This is a genomic window from Pseudomonas sp. B19(2017) (assembly GCF_002113165.1).
Lineage (GTDB): Bacteria > Pseudomonadota > Gammaproteobacteria > Pseudomonadales > Pseudomonadaceae > Aquipseudomonas.
Genome location: NZ_NEJR01000015.1, coordinates 98,340 through 116,872 on the forward strand (window position 1 = coordinate 98,340; position 18,533 = coordinate 116,872).

General features: G+C 63.5%; 17 protein-coding genes. 7 read left to right on the top strand and 10 right to left on the bottom strand.

All coding sequences use genetic code 11. The features are described from left to right. Window positions 1-78: 78 nt before the first annotated feature. The 4 genes from CAF70_RS19380 to CAF70_RS19395 form a co-directional block, all read right to left on the bottom strand. The gene (locus CAF70_RS19380; protein ID WP_085625992.1) at window positions 79-714 is read right to left on the bottom strand and encodes a TetR/AcrR family transcriptional regulator; all 636 of its coding nucleotides are present in this window, start codon (window positions 712-714) and stop codon (window positions 79-81) included. After that, entirely contained in the window at window positions 714-2,291 is a 1,578-nt protein-coding gene (gene gshA / locus CAF70_RS19385; protein WP_178076404.1) for a glutamate--cysteine ligase, read from the bottom strand. Before gshA ends, CAF70_RS19380 begins: the two co-directional genes overlap by 1 nt. 287 nt (window positions 2,292-2,578) lie before the next feature. Then, a complete protein-coding gene (locus CAF70_RS19390; protein ID WP_085625990.1) occupies window positions 2,579-2,962 on the bottom strand; it encodes a PaaI family thioesterase in 384 nt (127 codons plus the stop codon). Then, a complete protein-coding gene (locus CAF70_RS19395; protein WP_085625989.1) occupies window positions 2,962-5,286 on the bottom strand; it encodes a Tex family protein in 2,325 nt (774 codons plus the stop codon). The genes CAF70_RS19390 and CAF70_RS19395 overlap by 1 nt, the downstream gene beginning before the upstream one ends. Before the next feature lie 217 nt (window positions 5,287-5,503). Here CAF70_RS19395 and ompR point away from each other — a divergent pair, with 217 nt between their 5' ends. After that, complete coding sequence (gene ompR, locus CAF70_RS19400; RefSeq protein ID WP_012270052.1) at window positions 5,504-6,244, top strand: two-component system response regulator OmpR; 741 nt, start codon at window positions 5,504-5,506, stop codon at window positions 6,242-6,244. A 13-nt stretch (window positions 6,245-6,257) separates the two neighbouring features. Then, window positions 6,258-7,571, top strand: coding sequence for an ATP-binding protein (locus CAF70_RS19405; protein ID WP_085625988.1), 1,314 nt, complete (start codon window positions 6,258-6,260; stop codon window positions 7,569-7,571). A gap of 30 nt (window positions 7,572-7,601) precedes the next feature. Here CAF70_RS19405 and rimK read toward each other — a convergent pair whose 3' ends face one another. After that, complete coding sequence (gene rimK, locus CAF70_RS19410; protein WP_015268602.1) at window positions 7,602-8,507, bottom strand: 30S ribosomal protein S6--L-glutamate ligase; 906 nt, start codon at window positions 8,505-8,507, stop codon at window positions 7,602-7,604. Then, on the bottom strand, window positions 8,504-8,953 hold the full coding sequence (locus tag CAF70_RS19415; protein ID WP_170931083.1) for an ATP-dependent zinc protease: 450 nt from the start codon (window positions 8,951-8,953) through the stop codon (window positions 8,504-8,506). The genes rimK and CAF70_RS19415 overlap by 4 nt, the downstream gene beginning before the upstream one ends. 142 nt (window positions 8,954-9,095) lie before the next feature. Here CAF70_RS19415 and CAF70_RS19420 point away from each other — a divergent pair, with 142 nt between their 5' ends. Next, window positions 9,096-9,497 (top strand): RNA-binding S4 domain-containing protein, encoded by a 402-nt coding sequence (locus CAF70_RS19420; RefSeq protein ID WP_013970457.1) that lies wholly within the window; start codon window positions 9,096-9,098, stop codon window positions 9,495-9,497. Between the two features lie 110 nt (window positions 9,498-9,607). On the opposite strand, the gene CAF70_RS19425 is transcribed toward CAF70_RS19420, so the two are convergent. Next, complete coding sequence (locus CAF70_RS19425) at window positions 9,608-10,402, bottom strand: phosphatase PAP2 family protein (protein ID WP_085625987.1); 795 nt, start codon at window positions 10,400-10,402, stop codon at window positions 9,608-9,610. 119 nt (window positions 10,403-10,521) lie between these two features. On the opposite strand from CAF70_RS19425, the gene hslO reads away from it, so the two are divergent. The 3 genes from hslO to CAF70_RS19440 all read left to right on the top strand — a co-directional run bounded on the left by hslO (window position 10,522) and on the right by CAF70_RS19440 (window position 13,815). Further along, entirely contained in the window at window positions 10,522-11,421 is a 900-nt protein-coding gene (gene hslO, locus CAF70_RS19430) for an Hsp33 family molecular chaperone HslO (RefSeq protein WP_015268604.1), read from the top strand. Between the two features lie 179 nt (window positions 11,422-11,600). Next, window positions 11,601-13,142 carry a phosphoenolpyruvate carboxykinase gene (locus tag CAF70_RS19435; RefSeq protein WP_015268605.1) on the top strand — a complete coding sequence of 514 codons (1,542 nt, stop codon included), beginning with the start codon at window positions 11,601-11,603 and terminating at the stop codon, window positions 13,140-13,142. 232 nt (window positions 13,143-13,374) lie between these two features. Continuing rightward, window positions 13,375-13,815, top strand: a complete 441-nt coding sequence (locus CAF70_RS19440) for a thioesterase family protein (RefSeq protein WP_085625986.1) — start codon at window positions 13,375-13,377, stop codon at window positions 13,813-13,815. Between the two features lie 55 nt (window positions 13,816-13,870). Here the strand turns inward: CAF70_RS19440 and CAF70_RS19445 are convergent, their stop codons facing one another. The 3 genes from CAF70_RS19445 to fdhD all read right to left on the bottom strand — a co-directional run bounded on the left by CAF70_RS19445 (window position 13,871) and on the right by fdhD (window position 17,852). Then, entirely contained in the window at window positions 13,871-14,353 is a 483-nt protein-coding gene (locus tag CAF70_RS19445) for a glycine zipper domain-containing protein (RefSeq protein ID WP_085625985.1), read from the bottom strand. A 317-nt stretch (window positions 14,354-14,670) separates the two neighbouring features. Beyond that, window positions 14,671-17,016, bottom strand: a complete 2,346-nt coding sequence (locus CAF70_RS19450) for an FdhF/YdeP family oxidoreductase (protein ID WP_085625984.1) — start codon at window positions 17,014-17,016, stop codon at window positions 14,671-14,673. Window positions 17,017-17,021: 5 nt separating this feature from the next. Then, the gene (gene fdhD / locus CAF70_RS19455; protein ID WP_085625983.1) at window positions 17,022-17,852 is read right to left on the bottom strand and encodes a formate dehydrogenase accessory sulfurtransferase FdhD; all 831 of its coding nucleotides are present in this window, start codon (window positions 17,850-17,852) and stop codon (window positions 17,022-17,024) included. 179 nt (window positions 17,853-18,031) lie between these two features. On the opposite strand from fdhD, the gene lysM reads away from it, so the two are divergent. Beyond that, window positions 18,032-18,472, top strand: coding sequence for a peptidoglycan-binding protein LysM (lysM, locus tag CAF70_RS19460; RefSeq protein ID WP_023661080.1), 441 nt, complete (start codon window positions 18,032-18,034; stop codon window positions 18,470-18,472). The last annotated feature ends 61 nt before the right edge of the window (window positions 18,473-18,533 follow it).

Sequence of the window (18,533 nt, forward strand, 5' to 3'; positions counted from 1 at the left end):
CAATCGTCTCTTCAAGGGCTGGTGTTGACTGCCCTTTATTGAATTGATCGCGGTGGTACGAGGGGTGGTACTTGTATCTCAGCCGCTGCAGCGCAGTGGCAGGAAGGGCGGCAAGTAAAGCGAGAGATAGGCTTCGAACACGCGCATGCCTTCCTCGGCCATGCGCGGTGTGATTTGTTCGAACAGCTGCATGGAGCGCGCGTAGACGCGATCGCTCAGCTCCATGGCCAAGGCGAAGACATCCACATCGTGAGGCATCGTCGGCAGCTGGAAATGCCGATCGAACAAGCTATGCATCAATTCGCCCAGTTCCATGTCGTGCTGGCGGTCGGCCTGCACTACTTCGCTCAACCCGTGCTGGGCAAGGATCAACTGACGCGCTGCGGCATCCTCGTTGTAGATATCGAGCATGCGCTGCTCGACCAGCCGCGACAGTTGGTGCCAGGTGCTGAAGGCGCAGCTGTCGATCGGTGCACTCAAGGCCTCGCGAAACGCCCGGTGCACGTCGGCCGTCAACGCCTCCAGCAAAGCCGGCACGCTGGCGAAAAAGTGGTACACCGACGACGGTGGAATCTGTGCGCGTTCGGCCACGCTATAGATCGAAAGCGCCGCTACGCCTTGCTCGGCCAGCAACTCGCGGGCAGCCGCCAGAATCGCCTCGATTCTGGCCTGGCTGCTGGCACGCGGCTTGCGCGGGCTGGCGCTGCGGGTCATCAGTTGCTGATCGCCAGGATGCTGGCCTGGTAGGCGCCGACGAACAGGTCGAAGTCGCCCACTTCCTGCTGTTCCAGGCGCGACTGTTCGGCCAGTGATTCGCGGGCCAGGGTTTCGAAGGCTTGCTGACGTTCGACGGGCAGTGGCTGTTCGCGGAAGGTTTCGGCGTGAATACGGCTCTGGCGCAGGGAGAACCTGACGAAGCTTTCGTCATGCTCGGTCATGCGCGCCAGCACCTGGGCCGACGGGGTCAGCGAGGCGTCGTCTACCTTGGCTTGTTGGGCATCCAGGGCCTTGCCGTGTTCTGCGCCGCCTTGCGCCTGGTCGAGCAGCTCAGCGAGTGGGCGGATACGCTCGATCAGCTCGCTGGCCCAGTCTTTCAGGCCGATCGGCTGGCCATTGCGGTGCAGTTCCAGGTCCGGGCGACGGCCTTCCTTGACCACGGTCAGGAAATTGCTGGTGCACTGGCCGCATTCGCCGTTATCCAGTTGCGGGCTGTCTTCCAGTGCGCAGAACAGCAGGAACGCGTCCAGGAAGCGCGCCTCGGTCAGGTCGATGCCCACCGGCAGGAACGGGTTGATGTCCAGGCAGCGCACTTCCACATACTGCACGCCGCGCGAGGTCAGGGCCTGGATCGGTCGTTCGCCGGTGTAGGTGACGCGCTTGGGGCGAATGTTCGAGTAGTACTCGTTCTCGATCTGCAGGATGTTGGTGTTCAGCTGTACCCACTCGCCATCCACGTGTGTACCGACTTCGACGTAAGGCGGGTAGGGCGTGCCTACCGCCTTGCGCAGGCTGTCGGTGTAGCTGGCCAGGTTGTTGTAGCACGGCGTGAGACCGGCCTGGGCGTTGCTCTGGTAGCCCAGGTCGCTCATGCGCAGGCTGGTGGCGTAGGGCAGGTACAGGGTTTCGGCGTCCAGCTCTTCGAGCTGGTGCGGGCGGCCACGCATGAAGCCTTTGTCCAGGGCCGGCGAGGCGCCGAACAGGTACATCAGCAGCCAGCTGTAGCGGCGGAAATTGCGGATCAGCGCGATATAGGCCGACGACTGGTAGTCGCGGTCGCTCTCGCTGCCGCCTTCTGCGGCGCGCAGCAACGGCCACAGCGCTTCGGGCAGCGAGAAGTTGTAATGGATACCGGCGATGCACTGCATGGTGCGGCCGTAGCGCAGGGCCAGGCCCTTGCGGTAGACGTGCTTGAGCTTGCCGATGTTCGAGCTGCCGTACTCGGCGATCGGGATGTCCTCCTCGGCCGGCAGCGTGCAGGGCATCGACGGGCTCCACAGGTATTCGTCGCCCAGCTTGCTGTAGACGAAACGGTGGGTCTCTTCGAGGCTTTCCAGCACCTTGGCCGGGTCGGGCAGGGCTGGGGTGATGAACTCCAGCAGCGACTCGGAATAATCGGTGGTGATCTGCTCGTTGGTCAGCGCCGACCCCAGTGCTTGCGGATGCGGGGTCTGGGCCAGGCGACCTTCGTCGGTCACGCGCAGGCATTCGCGCTCAATACCGTGCAGGCACTGCTTGAGCAGGGGGAGATTGGCGCCGAGCAGGCTCAGGCGGCGGTTGAGGAGGTCGCTCAAGATGTATTCCTTCACGCGTCAGTCGCCCCAATATGGGGGTAGAAAAGACGGTCTACAAGGGTAGTGGGAAAAGGAACTGGCGTTGTCGCCTGGTTTACGCGGTTCTGGCATTGCGCAGCGCCGACTTCGAGGGCCGCTTAGCAGCCCATCGCCAGCAAGCCGGGCTTCCACATGTAAACCACGATATCCAGGCTTGTGGATTACCTGTGGGAGCCCGGCTTGCCGGCGATGGGGCGCGAAGCGGCCCCCTGCTGTTGCCGAAAATACCGCAGATACTGCTTGGTGAGCTAGAGAACCGCGAAGGTTCCTTGCGCTTTCGCCACCAGCTTGTCGCCCTGAACTACGTCGGCGTCGACCACCAGGGTGCGCCGCCCGGCGTGCAGCACACGGGCGATGCACAGCACCTCGCCGTCACTGACGGCGCGCATGTAGTTGATCTTGCACTCGATGGTGACGCTTTGCTGGTCGAAACCATGGCTGGCCGAGCAGGCCAGGCCCATGGCGATGTCCACCAGGCTGAAGATCGCCCCGCCGTGCAGCTTCTGGCCACGGTTGCGCAAGTGTGGCTCGAGTGCCAGGGCTACCTCGGCAACACCTGTTTCCAGGCGTTGCAGGCGGCAGCCGAGCAGCTGGCTGAAGGCGCTTTCGACGTATTCGCGTGGTACGTCCATCACTTCTTCTTCAGCTGCTTGGCATTGGCGAACAGTGCGGCCATTGCGTTGTTGGCCGGGGCCGCAGTGGCAGTTTCGCGCTGGCGCGGCGCCTGCTGCTGGCGGTTGCCGCCATTGCCACGGTTACCGCCGCGGTTGCCTTCGACCTTCTCGCCCGGGGTGTCGCTCATGCGCATGGACAAGCCGACGCGCTTGCGCGGGATGTCCACTTCCATGACCTTGACCTTGACCACGTCGCCGGCCTTGACCGCTTCACGCGGGTCCTTGACGAACTTCTCCGACAGCGCCGAGATATGCACCAGGCCGTCCTGGTGCACGCCGATGTCGACGAAGGCACCGAAGTTGGTGACATTGGTCACCACGCCTTCGAGGATCATGCCCGGCTCCAGGTCCTTGAGGTCTTCGACGCCGTCCTGGAAGGTGGCGGTCTTGAACTCGGGGCGTGGGTCGCGGCCAGGTTTGTCCAGCTCCTGCAGGATGTCGGTGACGGTCGGCAGGCCGAAGGTTTCATCGGTGAACTTTTTCGGGTCCAGGCGCTTGAGGAAACTGCTGTCGCCGATCAGCGAGCGGATATCGCGGTCGGTGTCGGCGGCAATGCGCTGCACCAGCGGGTAGGCCTCGGGGTGCACTGCAGAGGCGTCCAGCGGGTTGTCGCCGTTCATTACGCGCAGGAAGCCGGCGGCCTGTTCGAAGGTTTTTTCACCCAGGCGGCTGACCTTTTTCAGTGCCGCACGCGTGGCGAACGGGCCGTTGGCATCGCGATGGGCGACGATGTTCTGCGCCAGGGTGGCGTTGAGGCCGGAGATGCGCGTCAGCAGCGCAACCGACGCAGTGTTGACGTCCACGCCCACGGCGTTCACGCAGTCCTCCACCACGGCGTCCAGGCCCCGCGCCAGTTTCAGCTGGGACACGTCGTGCTGGTACTGGCCCACACCGATGGATTTCGGGTCGATCTTCACCAGTTCGGCCAGTGGGTCTTGCAGGCGGCGGGCAATCGACACGGCGCCGCGGATCGACACATCCAGGTCCGGGAACTCGCGGGCGGCCAGCTCCGATGCGGAATACACCGAAGCGCCGGCCTCGGAGACCATGACCTTGGTGATCTTCAGCGCCGGGTACTTCTTGACCAGTTCTGCCACCAGCTTGTCGCTTTCGCGGCTGGCGGTACCGTTGCCGATGGCGATCAGCTCTACCGAGTGCTTGGCGCACAATGCGGCCATGATGGAAATGGTACGGTCCCAGTCGTTCTTCGGCGCGTGCGGGTAGACCGTGGTGTGGTCCAGCAGCTTGCCGGTGGCATCGACCACGGCGATCTTGCAGCCGGTACGCAGGCCCGGGTCGAAGCCCAGGGTGGCGCGCGGGCCGGCCGGGGCGGCCAGCAGCAGGTCGTGCAGGTTGTGGGCGAACACGTTGATCGCCTCGCCTTCGGCGTTGTCGCGCAGTTCGCCGAACAGGTCGGTTTCAAGGTGGGTGTACAGCTTGACCTTCCAGGTCCAGCGCACTACTTCGCCCAGCCACTTGTCGGCCGGGCGGTTGCGGTTCTCGATGCCGACATGGTTGCCGATCATCAGCTCGCACGGGTGCAGGGTGCCGGGCAGTTCTTCGCCGACTTTCAGCGAGGCACTCAGCACGCCTTCGTTGCGCCCGCGGAAAATGGCCAGGGCACGGTGCGACGGGGCGTTGCGCAGCAGTTCGTCGTGGGCGAAGTAGTCGCGGAACTTGGCGCCTTCTTCTTCCTTGCCTGGCACGACGCGGGCGCTGAGCACGGCTTCCTGCTTGAGGAAGCTGCGCAGCTTGTCGAGCAGGGCGGCATCTTCGGCGAAGCGCTCCATGAGGATGTACTTGGCGCCTTCCAGCGCGGCCTTGACGTCGGCCACGCCTTTGTCGGCGTTGACGAAGCGCGCGGCTTCGCTTTCCGGGGCCAGGTCGGGGTTGTTGAACAGGCCGTCGGCCAACTCGCCGAGGCCGGCTTCCAGGGCAATCTGGCCCTTGGTGCGGCGCTTCTGCTTGTACGGCAGGTACAGGTCTTCGAGGCGGGTCTTGGTGTCGGCCAGCTTGATCTCGCGGGCCAGTTCCGGGGTCAGCTTGCCCTGCTCCTCGATGCTGGCCAGGATGCTGGCGCGGCGTTCGTCGAGTTCGCGCAGGTAGCGCAGGCGCTCCTCCAGATGGCGCAGCTGGGTATCGTCCAGGCTACCGGTCACTTCCTTGCGGTAGCGGGCGATGAAGGGCACGGTCGAGCCTTCGTCCAACAGGCCCACGGCCGCCTCGACCTGCTGGGGGCGTACGCCCAGTTCCTCGGCGATACGGCTGTTGATGCTGTCCATGTAAACCACCTGACATTTGTGAATACGGGGGTCGCCTGTGGGTCTTTCGCCCGGCGGCGCTGGATGAAAGGCGCGCATTATACCCATCGCAAACGGCTTGCGGTGATGGCGCCCGGCCAGCCGGAACTGGCGCCGGGGGAAAAATCTGCTAACAATGCTCACGCAACGTGCAGCAATGGCTACGCCATAATGCGCGGCGATACCAGAGGAGTTATTCATGACCGGCACGCCAAACACCGCTGAAGGTGACAAGATTCTCATCGTCGACGACGACCCGGGGCTGAGCAGCCTGCTGGAACGTTTCTTCACCAGCAAGGGCTACCGTGCCCGCGCAGTACCCAACACCGAGCAGATGGACCGCCTGCTGCAGCGTGAGGTGTTCAACCTGGTGGTGCTCGACCTGATGCTGCCCGGCGAAGATGGCCTGTCGGCGTGCAAGCGCCTGCGCCAGCAGAACAACCAGATCCCGATCATCATGCTTACCGCCAAGGGCGACGAGCTCAGCCGTATCAAGGGCCTGGAGCTGGGCGCCGACGACTACCTGGGCAAGCCGTTCAACCCGGACGAGCTGATGGCACGGGTCAAGGCCGTGCTGCGCCGACAGGCACCGAGCGTGCCGGGAGCGCCAGGTAGCGAAGACGAGTCGGTCACCTTTGGCGACTACGAGCTGTCGCTGGCCACCCGCGAACTCAAGCGTGGCGACGAAGTGCACATGCTCACCACCGGCGAGTTCGCCGTGCTCAAGGCGCTGGTGATGCACGCACGCGAGCCGCTGACCCGCGACAAGCTGATGAACCTGGCCCGTGGCCGCGAATGGGATGCGCTGGAGCGTTCCATCGACGTGCAGATCTCGCGCCTGCGCCGCATGATCGAGCCGGACCCGTCCAAGCCGCGTTATATCCAGACCGTCTGGGGCGTGGGCTACGTGTTCGTGCCGGACGGGAACGCCGGCAAATGATGCCGCGCCGTCGATGAAGACACCGCTCTGGTTTCCGCAAAGTTTCTTCGCCCGCACCCTGTGGCTGGTGTTGATCGTCGTCCTGTTCTCCAAGGCCTTGACCCTGGTCTACCTGCTGATGAACGAAGACGTGCTGGTCGACCGTCAGTACAGCCACGGTGTGGCGCTGACCCTGCGCGCCTATTGGGCGGCCGACGAAGAAAACCGCGACAGGATCGCCGAAGCGGCAGGCCTTATCCGGGTCACCGGCTCGGGGGTGCCTGAGGGCGAGCAGCACTGGCCCTATAGCGAAATCTACCAACGGCAGATGCAGGCCGAGCTGGGCGAAGACACCGAGGTACGGCTGCGCATCCATGCGCCACCGGCGTTGTGGGTCAATGCGCCGAGCCTGGGCCCGGGCTGGTTGAAGGTACCGCTGTACCCGCACCCGCTGCGGGGGCAGAAGATCTGGAACGTGTTGGGTTGGTTCCTGGCTATCGGCCTGTTGTCCACCGCCTCGGCCTGGATATTCGTGCGCCAGCTGAACCAGCCGCTCAAGCGCCTGGTGTTCGCCGCCCGCCAGCTGGGCCAGGGGCGCAGCGTGCGCCTGCCGATCAGCGACACGCCCAGCGAAATGACCGAGGTGTACAAGGCCTTCAACCAGATGGCTGAGGATGTCGAGCAGGCCGGGCGTGAGCGCGAATTGATGCTGGCCGGGGTTTCCCACGACCTGCGCACACCGCTGACGCGCCTGCGCTTGTCGTTGTCGTTGCTGGACAGCGACAGCGAACTGAGTGACGACATGGTCCGCGATATCGAGGACATGGACGCGATCCTCGATCAGTTCCTGGCCTTTATCCGCGATGGCCGTGACGAGCCGGTGGAGGAGGTCGACCTGGCCGACCTGGTGCGCGAGGTGGTGGCGCCGTACAACCAGCCGGAAGAACGCGTGCGGCTGTGCCTGGAGCCGATCCCGCCGTTCCCGCTGCGCCGGGTTTCGCTCAAGCGCATGCTGGGCAACCTGATCGGCAACGCCCTGCACCACGCCGGCAAAGGGGTCGAGGTAGCCGCCTATGTGTCGGGTGACGAGAGTGCGCCGTATGTAGTGCTGAGCGTGCTCGATCGCGGGACGGGGATCGACGAGTCGGAGCTGGAGACCATCTTCAACCCGTTCATTCGTGGTGACCGGGCCCGCGGTGGCAAGGGTACCGGGCTGGGTTTGGCGATCGTCAAGCGGATCGCGGCGCAGCATGGCGGCAATGTGGAATTGCGCAATCGGTCCGGTGGCGGGATCGAGGCGCGGGTGAGGCTGCCGCTGGGGTTGTTGCTGCCGCGTAATGCCGTGTGATTGCCGGGGCCGCAAAGCGGCCCCAGGATCTCAGCCCTTACCCTTGGTCCGGGTCTGATTAGGCCCTCCATTCTTCTCCAGGTGCTCGATGATCATGCCGGCCACGTTCTTGCCGGTGGTCACTTCGATACCTTCCAGCCCCGGCGACGAGTTCACCTCCATCACCAGCGGCCCATGGTTGGAACGCAGAATATCCACACCGGCCACGCTCAAGCCCATCACCTTGGCCGCGCGAATGGCGGTCATGCGTTCTTCCGGGGTGATCTTGATCAGGCTGGCCACCCCTCCGCGATGCAGGTTGGAGCGGAACTCCCCCGGCTTGGCCTGGCGCTTCATCGACGCGATGACCTTGTCGCCGACCACGAAGCAGCGGATGTCTGCGCCACCCGCTTCCTTGATGTATTCCTGCACCATGATGTTCTGCTTCAACCCCATGAACGCCTCGATCACCGATTCGGCGGCCTTGGTGGTTTCGCACAACACCACGCCGATTCCCTGGGTGCCTTCCAGCACCTTGATCACCAGTGGCGCGCCGTTGACCATCTGGATCAGGTCGGGGATGTCGTCCGGCGAGTGGGCGAAGCCGGTAATCGGCAGGCCGATGCCGCGTCGCGACAGCAGTTGCAACGAACGCAGCTTGTCGCGGGAGCGGGCTATCGCTACCGACTCGTTGAGCGGATACACGCCCATCATCTCGAACTGGCGCAGCACCGCGCAGCCATAGAAGGTTACCGAGGCACCAATGCGCGGGATCACCGCGTCGAAGCCTTCCAGCGGCTTGCCGCGGTAGTGAATCTGCGGCTTGTGGCTGGCGATGTTCATGTAGGCCCGCAGGGTGTCGATCACCACCATTTCGTGGCCCCGCTGGGTACCGGCTTCGACCAGGCGGCGGGTGGAATACAGACGCGGATTGCGCGACAGCACAGCGATCTTCATGCAGCACCTGTTACAGGGGAGAGGGTGGCCGGAAAGGCCGGTTTGTCTTGGACGTACTTCAGGCCAGGGTTGACCACCAGCTGGCCATGGATCAGGGCCTTGGAACCTAGCAACAGGCGATAACGCATGTTCTTGCGGCAGGCCAGGGTGAACTCCACCTCCCACACACCATCGCCCAGGGCCAATGACGTGCGGATGACATAGCGGGTCTGGGCCTGGCCGTTGGAGCTCTTGATGGTTTTCATGGTCACCAGCGGTGCTTCGCAGCGGCGGTGGCGCAACTGCACCACCGAGCCCAGGTGTGCGGTGAAGCGGACCCAGGGCTGGCCGTCGCGCTCGAACGGTTCCACCTCGGTGGCGTGCAAGCTGGAGGTGCTGGCGCCGGTGTCGATCTTGGCGCGCAACCCGGCTACGCCAAGGTCGGGCAGGGCGACCCACTCGCGCAGGCCGATCACAGTCAAATGGTCAAATGTCTTCACGAAACGCACCCTGCGGATGAGGTGTTGAACTGTAAGCACGGCGGGGATTTTTTGCATCCGATCGTTACGGTAGTACAGTTCGATGAAACACAGCGTTCGAGGTAACGGGATGGCACAAAAAGCCGAAGACGACGACAAGGTCCGCCTGGACAAATGGCTGTGGGCGGCACGCTTCTACAAGACCCGCGCGCTGGCCAAGGCAGCGATCGAGAGCGGCAAGGTGCATTGCCGGGGTGAGCGCTGCAAGCCGGGCAAGGAGCCGCGGGTGGGCGACGAGTTCGTGCTGCGCACCGGGTTCGACGAACGCACCGTGGTGGTCAAGGCGCTTTCAGTAGTGCGGCGTGGGGCGCCAGAGGCGCAGACGTTGTATGAAGAGACCGAGGACAGCGTGCGTCGGCGTGAGCAGGCGGCTGAACTGCGCAAGGCCGGGGCGATGGGGGTGACCACCGACGGCCGGCCGACCAAGAAGCAGCGGCGGCAGATTCACCAGTTGCATGGGAGCTTCGAATAGCCGGGGCCGCTTTGCGGCCCTTTCGCGACACAAGGCCGCTCCTACAGGAAATCGCGTACCCCTGTCGGAGCGGCCTTGTGTCGCGATGGGCTGCGCAGCAGCCCATGGCCCTAACGGGTGACAGCCATTCGCCCGACCAGCGGTAACCTGGCCAGCAGGTTAAACAACGGCGCCGTCCAGCGCAGCAGCAGCGCACTCCCCTTGGCCGCCAGCGGCGTGTAGCAGCTCCAGCCCAGCGCCAACACCGCCATCAGCAGCCCGCCGATGTAGTCATCCTGCCCCCAATGGGCACCGGCCACCAGGCGCGGCAACATGAACAACACCGCCAGGCCCCAGACCACCAGGTACTGCATCAGGCGGCGGCTGAACACGCTCATGAACAGCGCCCATACCAGCAGCACCGAGGCATGATCCCCCGGGAAACTCTTGCTGGAACGGTCTTTCAGTTCCCAGGCTGCTTCCAGGTTCGGGTAGTAGTCGCTGAGGTGCACCACATCGTCGAACATCATTGACGGGCTCTTGTGCTGCCAGCCGGCTGCATCAACCCACTTGGAAAACAGCGCGCGAATCACCACTAAGAGGATTAGCGTGACCAGGAAACCGAAAAAGGCCTGGCGCACCTGGGTTGCCTTGAACACCCAGTCGCCTCGTATAAGCACTGCCAGAAGGATCAGGCCGACGACGATGTCGAACGGGCGCAAGCTGCCGACAGTCCAGATGTAGCGCCAGGTGGTGTTGTCGGCCAGCGGCGCATTCAGGCTGTGGAACAGCCACTCGTCGAAAGTCAGGCACAAGATCTGGCCAAAGGGCCATAACCAGAAACACAGTAGAGCGATGGGAAGCAGCGTACAGGCTGCCAATGGCCCCCAGGACCACCTTGCTTGGAACAGTGGTCGATTGTCCATAAAATACCTCTATTGCAAACAGGAATCGGAGCGCCTTGTGAGCGCTCTGTCATGGGGTTCTCGCATGTTTCGACAACCCTTGTAACCATTTTGTCATCATTTTCAGATAGCCAAAACCTATGAGCGACTTGCCTGATACCGATTTCACCCAACGTTTCATCTTCGACGAGCGCGATGTGCGCGGCGAGTGGGTGTCTCTCGATGACAGCTACGCCGCGGTGCTGGCGCGTCATGAGTACCCGCAGCCGGTGCAGGCGTTGCTCGGCGAGCTGATGGCCGCCACCGCCTTGCTGGTGGGGGCGCTGAAGTTCGACGGCCTGCTGATTCTGCAGGCGCGTTCCGCAGGGCCGATCCCGCTGTTGATGGTCGAATGTTCGGGGGATCGGGACATCCGTGGCATGGCCCGCTACGAAGCGGACCAGATCCCTGCGGATGCGACCCTGTCGCAGCTGATGCCCGATGGCCACCTGACCCTGACCATCGATCCGGTCAAGGGTCAGCGCTACCAGGGCACTGTCGACCTCGACGGCGCCACCCTGTCGGAGTGCTTCACCAACTACTTCGTCCAGTCGCAACAGCTCAACACGCGCTTCTGGCTCAACGCCGAAGGCGGCAAGGCCCGTGGTCTGCTGCTGCAGCAACTGCCGCGCGATCGCCAGCCGGACGATGAAGAGCGTGAAGAAAGCTGGCAGCACGTTGTGGCATTGGCCACCACGCTCAAGGCCGATGAGTGGGCGCTGGACAACGAAACCCTGTTGCACCGCTTGTACCATGAAGATGCCGTGCGCCTGTTCGACATCCAGCCGCTGCGCTTCAACTGCAGCTGCTCTCGCGAACGTTCCGGCAATGCGCTGGTCAGTTTGGGCGAGCACGATGCCAAGGCGCTGGTGGAAGAATGCGGCGGGCAGGTGGAGATCGATTGCCAGTTCTGCAACGAACGCTATTTCTTCGACGCCAGCGACGTGGCGCAACTGTTTGCCGGTGGCGGCACTGACGTAGCCTCAGAAACTCGTCACTGAAACGTTTAACTACAGGACAATCTCCTGTCGAATTGCGCAAAAGCGCAGTTCTGACAGGAGGGGCCTACTTTTTTTGGGCGTTTCTGGCATAATCCGGCCACTTTTTTCGCTGTAGTAGTTTTTTCAAGACAACTACAAAACGTTTGGAGCACTCGGCCTCGGGCCGGATGGGGTATCTCATGACGCAAGCCAACAACACCGTGTACACCGACCTGAGCGTCGATGAGCTGGTAAAAGAAGCGCTGCAACGCGGTGAAGGCGTACTAGCCGATACTGGTGCACTGGTCGTGGAGACTGGTCACCGTACTGGCCGTTCGCCGGCTGACCGTTTCATCGTCGAAGAACCTTCCACCCAGGACGCCATTGCCTGGGGCCCGATCAACCGCAAGTTCCCGGCAGACAAGTTCGATGCCCTGTGGGACCGCGTCGAGGCGTTCAACAACGCCCAGGATCACTTCGTTTCCTACGTTCACGTAGGGGCCGCTGCCGAGCACTACCTGCCGGTGAAGATGACCACCCAGACTGCCTGGCAGAACCTGTTCGGTCGTTGCCTGTTCATCAACCCGGAGCAGTACAACCCGGCCGGTCGCGGCGAGTGGCAGGTTCTTAACGTCGCCAACTTCGTGTGCGAACCAGAGCGTGACGGCACCAACTCCGATGGTTGCGTGATCATCAACTTCGCCCAGAAGAAAGTGCTGATCGCTGGCATGCGCTACGCCGGCGAAATGAAGAAAGCCATGTTCTCGGTGCAGAACTTCCTGCTGCCGGCCGCCGACGTGCTGCCTATGCACTGCGCCGCCAACATCGGCGAAGCAGGCGATGTGACCTTGTTCTTCGGCCTGTCCGGCACCGGCAAGACCACCCTGTCGGCCGACGAAAGCCGTTACCTGATCGGTGACGACGAGCACGGCTGGGGCGAGGGCGTGGTCTTCAACATCGAAGGCGGCTGCTACGCCAAGTGCATCGACTTGTCCGAGAAGAACGAGCCGGTCATCTGGAAAGCCATCAAGCATGGCGCCGTGCTGGAAAACGTGGTTCTCGACGCCAACAAGCACGCCGACTACACCGATGTCAGCCTGACCCAGAACAGCCGTGCGGCCTACCCGCTGGAGCACGTTGCCAAGCGTTCCGCAGCGAACCTGGGCGGCGAGCCGAACGCAGTCATCTTCCTGACCTGCGACCTGACAGGTGTTCTGCCTCCGGTTTCGATCCTGAACAACGAGCAGGCGGCCTACCACTTCCTGTCCGGTTACACCGCGCTGGTCGGTTCCACCGAAATGGGTTCGGGCAGCGGCATCAAGTCGACCTTCTCCACCTGCTTCGGCGCCCCGTTCTTCCCGCGCCCGGCTGGCGAGTACGCCGAACTGCTGATCAAGCGTATCAAGGGCTTCGACTCGAAGGTCTACCTGGTCAACACCGGCTGGACCGGCGGTGGCTACGGCGTTGGCAAGCGCTTCAGCATCCCGACCACCCGTGCCGTGATCGCTGCAATCCAGAGCGGCGCGCTGATCGGTGCCGAAACCGAGCACCTGGACATCATCAACCTGGACGTGCCGAAGGCTGTTCCGGGCGTTGATACCGAGCTGCTCAACCCGCGCACCAACTGGGCTGACAAGGCTGCCTACGACGAGGCCGCCAAAGGCCTGGCCAAGCTGTTCATCGAAAACTTCAAGAAGTTCGAAGTCTCCGACGCCATCAAGGCCGCTGGCCCGCAGCTGTAAGCTGACCCGCCCGCAACGAGAAAGCCGCCCCTTTGGGGCGGCTTTTTTGTTTTCTACACGCCTGTGCGGGCCTCTTCGCGGGTAAACCCGCTCCCACAAGTATGCCGCTGGTCTCGAGGGCGGCGGAGACCTGTGGGAGCGGGTTTACCCGCGAAGAGGCCCGCACGGGCAGCGAGAATCCGGATTTTCTGTTTCACTGTCAGCATCCATTGTGAAGACAAGAGCCAGCCAGATGACCGAATCCCCTCAGCGCACTGCCTTCTCCCATTTCCACCCCATTCTCACCCGCCCCCAGGACAACGACCTGAACGGCCACATTGCCGGTGCCACCGTGCACGGCTTCTTCGAAACCGCCATCCAGGCGTTCCTTGTCGAACAGGCCGAACTGGACCTGCGTGACGGCGACCTGGCCGCCTTCGTGGTCAGCTCGGCGGCGGACTTCTACGCGTTGCCAGGCTTCCCGGACGTGCTGGAAGTGGGGCTCGGGGTAACGCGCCTGGCAGGCAGCACGGTGGAGTACCGCCTGGCCCTGTTCCGCCCAGGGGAGCCGGAGGCGTGTGCGGCAGGCACGGTGGTGCAGGTGTTCATCGAGCGCGCCAGTGGCCGGCCAGTGGCGTTGCCAGAAACGCTGCAGGTGATCCTGTCTGGCATCCTGCTGGAACCGCAGGCATAAAAAAGCCCCGCTGGCAGGGGCGGGGCTTTTGTTGCCGGGGCAGGGCCCTCAGGCGTTAGTCGCGCCAGTGGCGCTTGTGCTTGCGGTGGCCGTAGTGGTGGCCACGGTCCCAGTGGCGACGGTCGTCGTCATAGCCACGACGGTAGCGGCGGCCATCGCGGTAATCGTCTTCGTCGGCCTCTTTACCCATGTAGTTACCCAGTGCGCCACCGGCGCCACCGCCGGCTGCCGCGCCAATGTAGCTACCGGTAGTACCGCCCATGGAGCGGCCGACCACGTTGCCGCCTGCGGCGCCCAATGCGCCACCGATGGCTGCCTCACCACGCTGGTGCTTGTTGGCACCGACTGCACTACCAGCTGCGCCGCCCAGGCCAGCGCCAATCGCGCCGCCTGTGCTACCACCAATGGACTGGCCCACGACAGAGCCCAGTACCCCACCCAATGCGCCGCCAATGCCGGCCTCGGTGGTGCCGCCTGCCATGGCAACGCCGCTGAGCAAGCTGAAAGACAACAACAGTATCGAGGAGTACTTCTTCATCAAGAGAGCCTCATAGGGATGACGAGGCGAATGTGAGCCTTGCAGGTGCGTCTGGCAACGGAAATCCGACGAGTAACACGACTTGTACACAATTCTGTAAGTTACTGTATTTACTGTGAAACTTTATCGTTTTTTGGCTGTCTTAGACTTTTATGACGAAGCCCTGAACCATGAATGGAACAGGGCTTTTTCGTTTTTGGCGGTGAGGCTGATGGCCTCTTCGCGGGCTCGCCCGCTCCCACAGGAACTTCACAAATTTCCCATCCTGTGGAGTACCTGTGGGAGCGGGCAAGCCCGCGAAGAACCCAACACAATTGCTACAGGATACGCCCGTCGTCCCGCGCCCGCTCCAGCTTGATGGCAATGAACTTCGACGTCGGCGTATGGCTGCCATCGCCAATGCTCTCCAGCGGCACCAGCGGGTTCACCTCCGGGTAGTATGCCGCCGCCTGCCCGGCCGGGATGTCGAAGGCCAGCAGGGTAAAACCGTGCACACGGCGCACATGTTCATCCCCCCACAATGACACGATGTCGACCCGCTGCCCTGGCTGGAAGCCCAGGCGGATAATGTCGGCTTCGTTGGCGAACAGCACCTCGCGCTGGCCGCGCACGCCGCGGTAACGGTCATCCAGGCCGTAGATGGTGGTGTTGTACTGATCGTGCGAGCGCATCGACTGCATGATCAGGTCCGGCACCTGGCCGCCGGCGCGTACGCGCTCGTCGAGCAGTGTGTCGGGCAGCAGGTTGGCCTTGAAGTTGGCGCGGCCGGTGCTGGTCTTCCATTCGCGGCTGGCGGCGCTGTTGCCCAGGTAGAAACCGCCCGGCTCGCGCAGGCGCTGGTTGAAGCCGCTGAAGCCGGCGATGGTGTCGCCGATCAGCTCGCGAATACGGTCGTAGTCAGCCACCAGCCAGTGCCAGTCCACGGGCGTCTTGCCCAGGGTGGCGGCGGCGATACCGGCGATAACTGCCGGCTCCGAGCGCATCTGCGTCGACAGCGGCTGCAGTTGGCCATTGGAGGCATGGACCATGCTGAACGAGTCCTCTACCGTGACCGCCTGTGGCCCGTCGGCCTGCAGGTCGATGTCGGTGCGGCCCAGGCATGGCAGGATCAGAGCCTGCTTGCCGTGCACCAGGTGGCTGCGGTTGAGCTTGGTGCTGATGTGCACGGTCAGCTCGCAGTTGCGCAGCGCCTGGGCGGTGCGCTCGGTGTCTGGCGTGGCCTGGGCGAAGTTGCCACCCAGGCCGATGAATACCTTGGCCCGGCCGTCGAGCATGGCGTGGATCGCCTCGACGGTGTTGTGGCCATTGTGCCGCGGCACGGGGAAGCCGAAGCGCTGCTCGATGGCGTCCAGCAGGGCCGCCGGCGGGCGTTCGTTGATGCCCATGGTGCGGTCACCCTGCACGTTGCTGTGGCCGCGCACCGGGCACAGGCCGGCGCCTGGTACGCCGATGTTGCCGCGCAGCATCTGCAGGTTGACGATTTCCTGGATGGTCGGCACCGAGTGGCGATGCTGGGTAATGCCCATCGCCCAGCACATGATCACCCGCTTGCCGCGGCAGTACATGCGCGCGGCCAGTTCGATATCTGCCAGCGCCAGGCCGGACTGTGCCTGGATGTGCTCCCACGGGGTGGCGTCCACTACCGCGAGGTAGTCGTCGATGCCATGGCCATGTTCGGCGATGAAGGCGTGATCGAAGATGGCTGGTTCGCCCTTGGCCTGGGCTTCGCGTTCCCATTGCAGGACGAACTTGGCCATGCCGCGCAGCATCGCCATGTCGCCGCCCAGGGCCGGGCGGAAGAATGCGGTGTTGGTCGGCCGGTCGCTGTTGGTCAGCATTTCCAGCGGGTTCTGCGGGTGCTGGAAGCGCTCCAGGCCTCGCTCCTTGAGCGGGTTGATGCACACCACCTGGGCACCGCGTTTTACCGCATCGCGCAGTGGGTCGAGCATGCGCGGGTGGTTGGTGCCGGGGTTCTGCCCCCAGACGAAAATTGCGTCGGCGTGCTCGAAGTCGTCGAAGGTGACGGTGCCCTTGCCGACCCCGACGCTTTGCCCCAGGGCTACGCCGCTGGCCTCGTGGCACATGTTCGAGCAGTCGGGGAAATTGTTGGTGCCATAGGCGCGCACGAACAACTGGTACAGGTACGCCGCTTCGTTGCTGGCGCGCCCCGACGTGTAGAACTCGGCCTGGTCAGGGCTGGCCAGCTTGTTAAGCTCGCGGGCGATCAGGTTGAAGGCGGCGTCCCAGCTGATCGGCTGGTAGCGGTCGCTGGGAGCGTCGTAGACCATCGGCTCGGTCAGGCGCCCCTGGTACTCCAGCCAGTAGTCGCTCTGCTGCAGGAGCGACGTGACACTGTAGCGGGCAAAAAAGGCGGCATCGACGCGGCGCTTGGTCGCCTCCCAGTTCACCGCCTTGGCACCGTTCTCGCAGAATTTGACCATGCCGCTTTCCGGCGAGTCGCCCCAGGCACAGCCGGGGCAATCGAAACCGCCGTTCTGGTTGGTCTTGAGCAGTGCGCGAATGTTCTTCAGCGCGTTGTCGCTGCCGACCCAGGCCTTGGCCACGCTGCGCAGCGCGCCCCAGCCACCGGCGGGGCCGTGGTAGGGTTTGTAGCGAGGGGAGGAGGCTGGGGCGTTGTCCGGGAGAGGTTGATACGAGGTCACGACTGTTACGACTCCGCCGCTGGGCTGTAGACCCGCGGTGCGCTGTGCTTGGGCAGATGGATAAGGTTGAGGTTGTGCTTGCGCGCCCATTGCAGGGCAAGGCCGGTGGGCGCTGAAAGGCTGACCAGGGTCTGGATCCCGGCCCGCAGCACTTTCTGGATCAGCTCCAGGCTGCAGCGGCTGGTGACGATGGCCAGGCCGCCCTGGCTGTCGATGCCCTGGCGCAGCAAGGCGCCGATCAATTTGTCGAGGGCGTTGTGCCGGCCGATGTCTTCGCGGCCGAGCAGCAGCTCGCCATGGCGGTCCATGAACAGCGCTGCATGCACTGCGCCGCAGTGCTGGCCGAGGGGCTGGAAGGCATCGATGCGCTCGCGCAGGCCGACCAGCCATTGTGCCGGCGGCAACGGCGCACCGGGCAGCGCGGCCAGTTCTGGCAGAGCCTGCTCCAGCGCTTCGACCCCGCACAGGCCGCAACCGCTGGTGCCGGCCAGCTGGCGGCGCTGGTTTTTCAGGTTCCAGAAAGCACGGCTGGAAATTTCCAGGTCGGCATACATCGCCGAGCCGCTGCCGGAGAGCTTCAGGTCGTAGATTTCCGAGGTGCCTTCGACAATGCCGCTGCCGACGCTGAAGCCGACGGCGAAGTCTTCCAGGTCGGTTGGGCTGACCAGCATCACTGCCTGGTTCAGGCCGTTGTAGGCAATGGCCAGTGCTACCTCTTCCGCCAGCGGGGTGCTGTCGCGTCTGGCGTCACTGAGCTGGACATACTCGTAGGTGTTGCTGGCGGCTGGCAGGGACAGGGGCGATGAGGCCGCGCAGACCGGAGGCATGCTTTTCATCGGGGCGATATCGGGCGATTGGCAGCTATCTGATAGCACAAGCCTAGGCGTGCAACCCGGCGGCGTCTAATCGCTACGGTCTATGCCTTGATAGACCGCGTCGATGGATTGCATGGGGCGAGAGGGGAAAAGCTGGCCTAGACTGCTGTGTCCGAGGTTTCGTCAACAAGGAGAGCGTTATGAGCTTGTTCAGTTTCGTCAAGGAAGCGGGCGAGAAGTTGATCGACCTGCTTACCCCCGGCAACGCCAATGCCGAAGAGCAGCTGAAGAAACACGTTGAAAGTGTCGGCCTGGGCAACCCGAATATCACCGCCACTGTAGAGGGCGACACGATCATCCTCAAGGGTGAGGTGGCCAGCCAGGAGGAAAAGGAGAAGATCATCCTGGCGGCGGGCAACGTCGCTGGCGTGGCCAGTGTCGATGACCAGATCACCGTGACTGGCCCGGTGGCCCAGGCTGCGCGGTTCGTGACGGTGGAGAAGGGCGACACGCTGAGTGCCATTTCGAAGAAGGTGTACGGCGACCCCAACAAGTACCAGAAAATCTTCGAGGCCAACAAGCCGATGCTCAAGCACCCGGACAAGATCTATCCGGGGCAGGTGTTGCGTATTCCTGATTGATCCCTGCAGCCTCTTCGCGGGCTCGCCCGCTCCCACAGGGATCGCACACAGTTCAGACCTG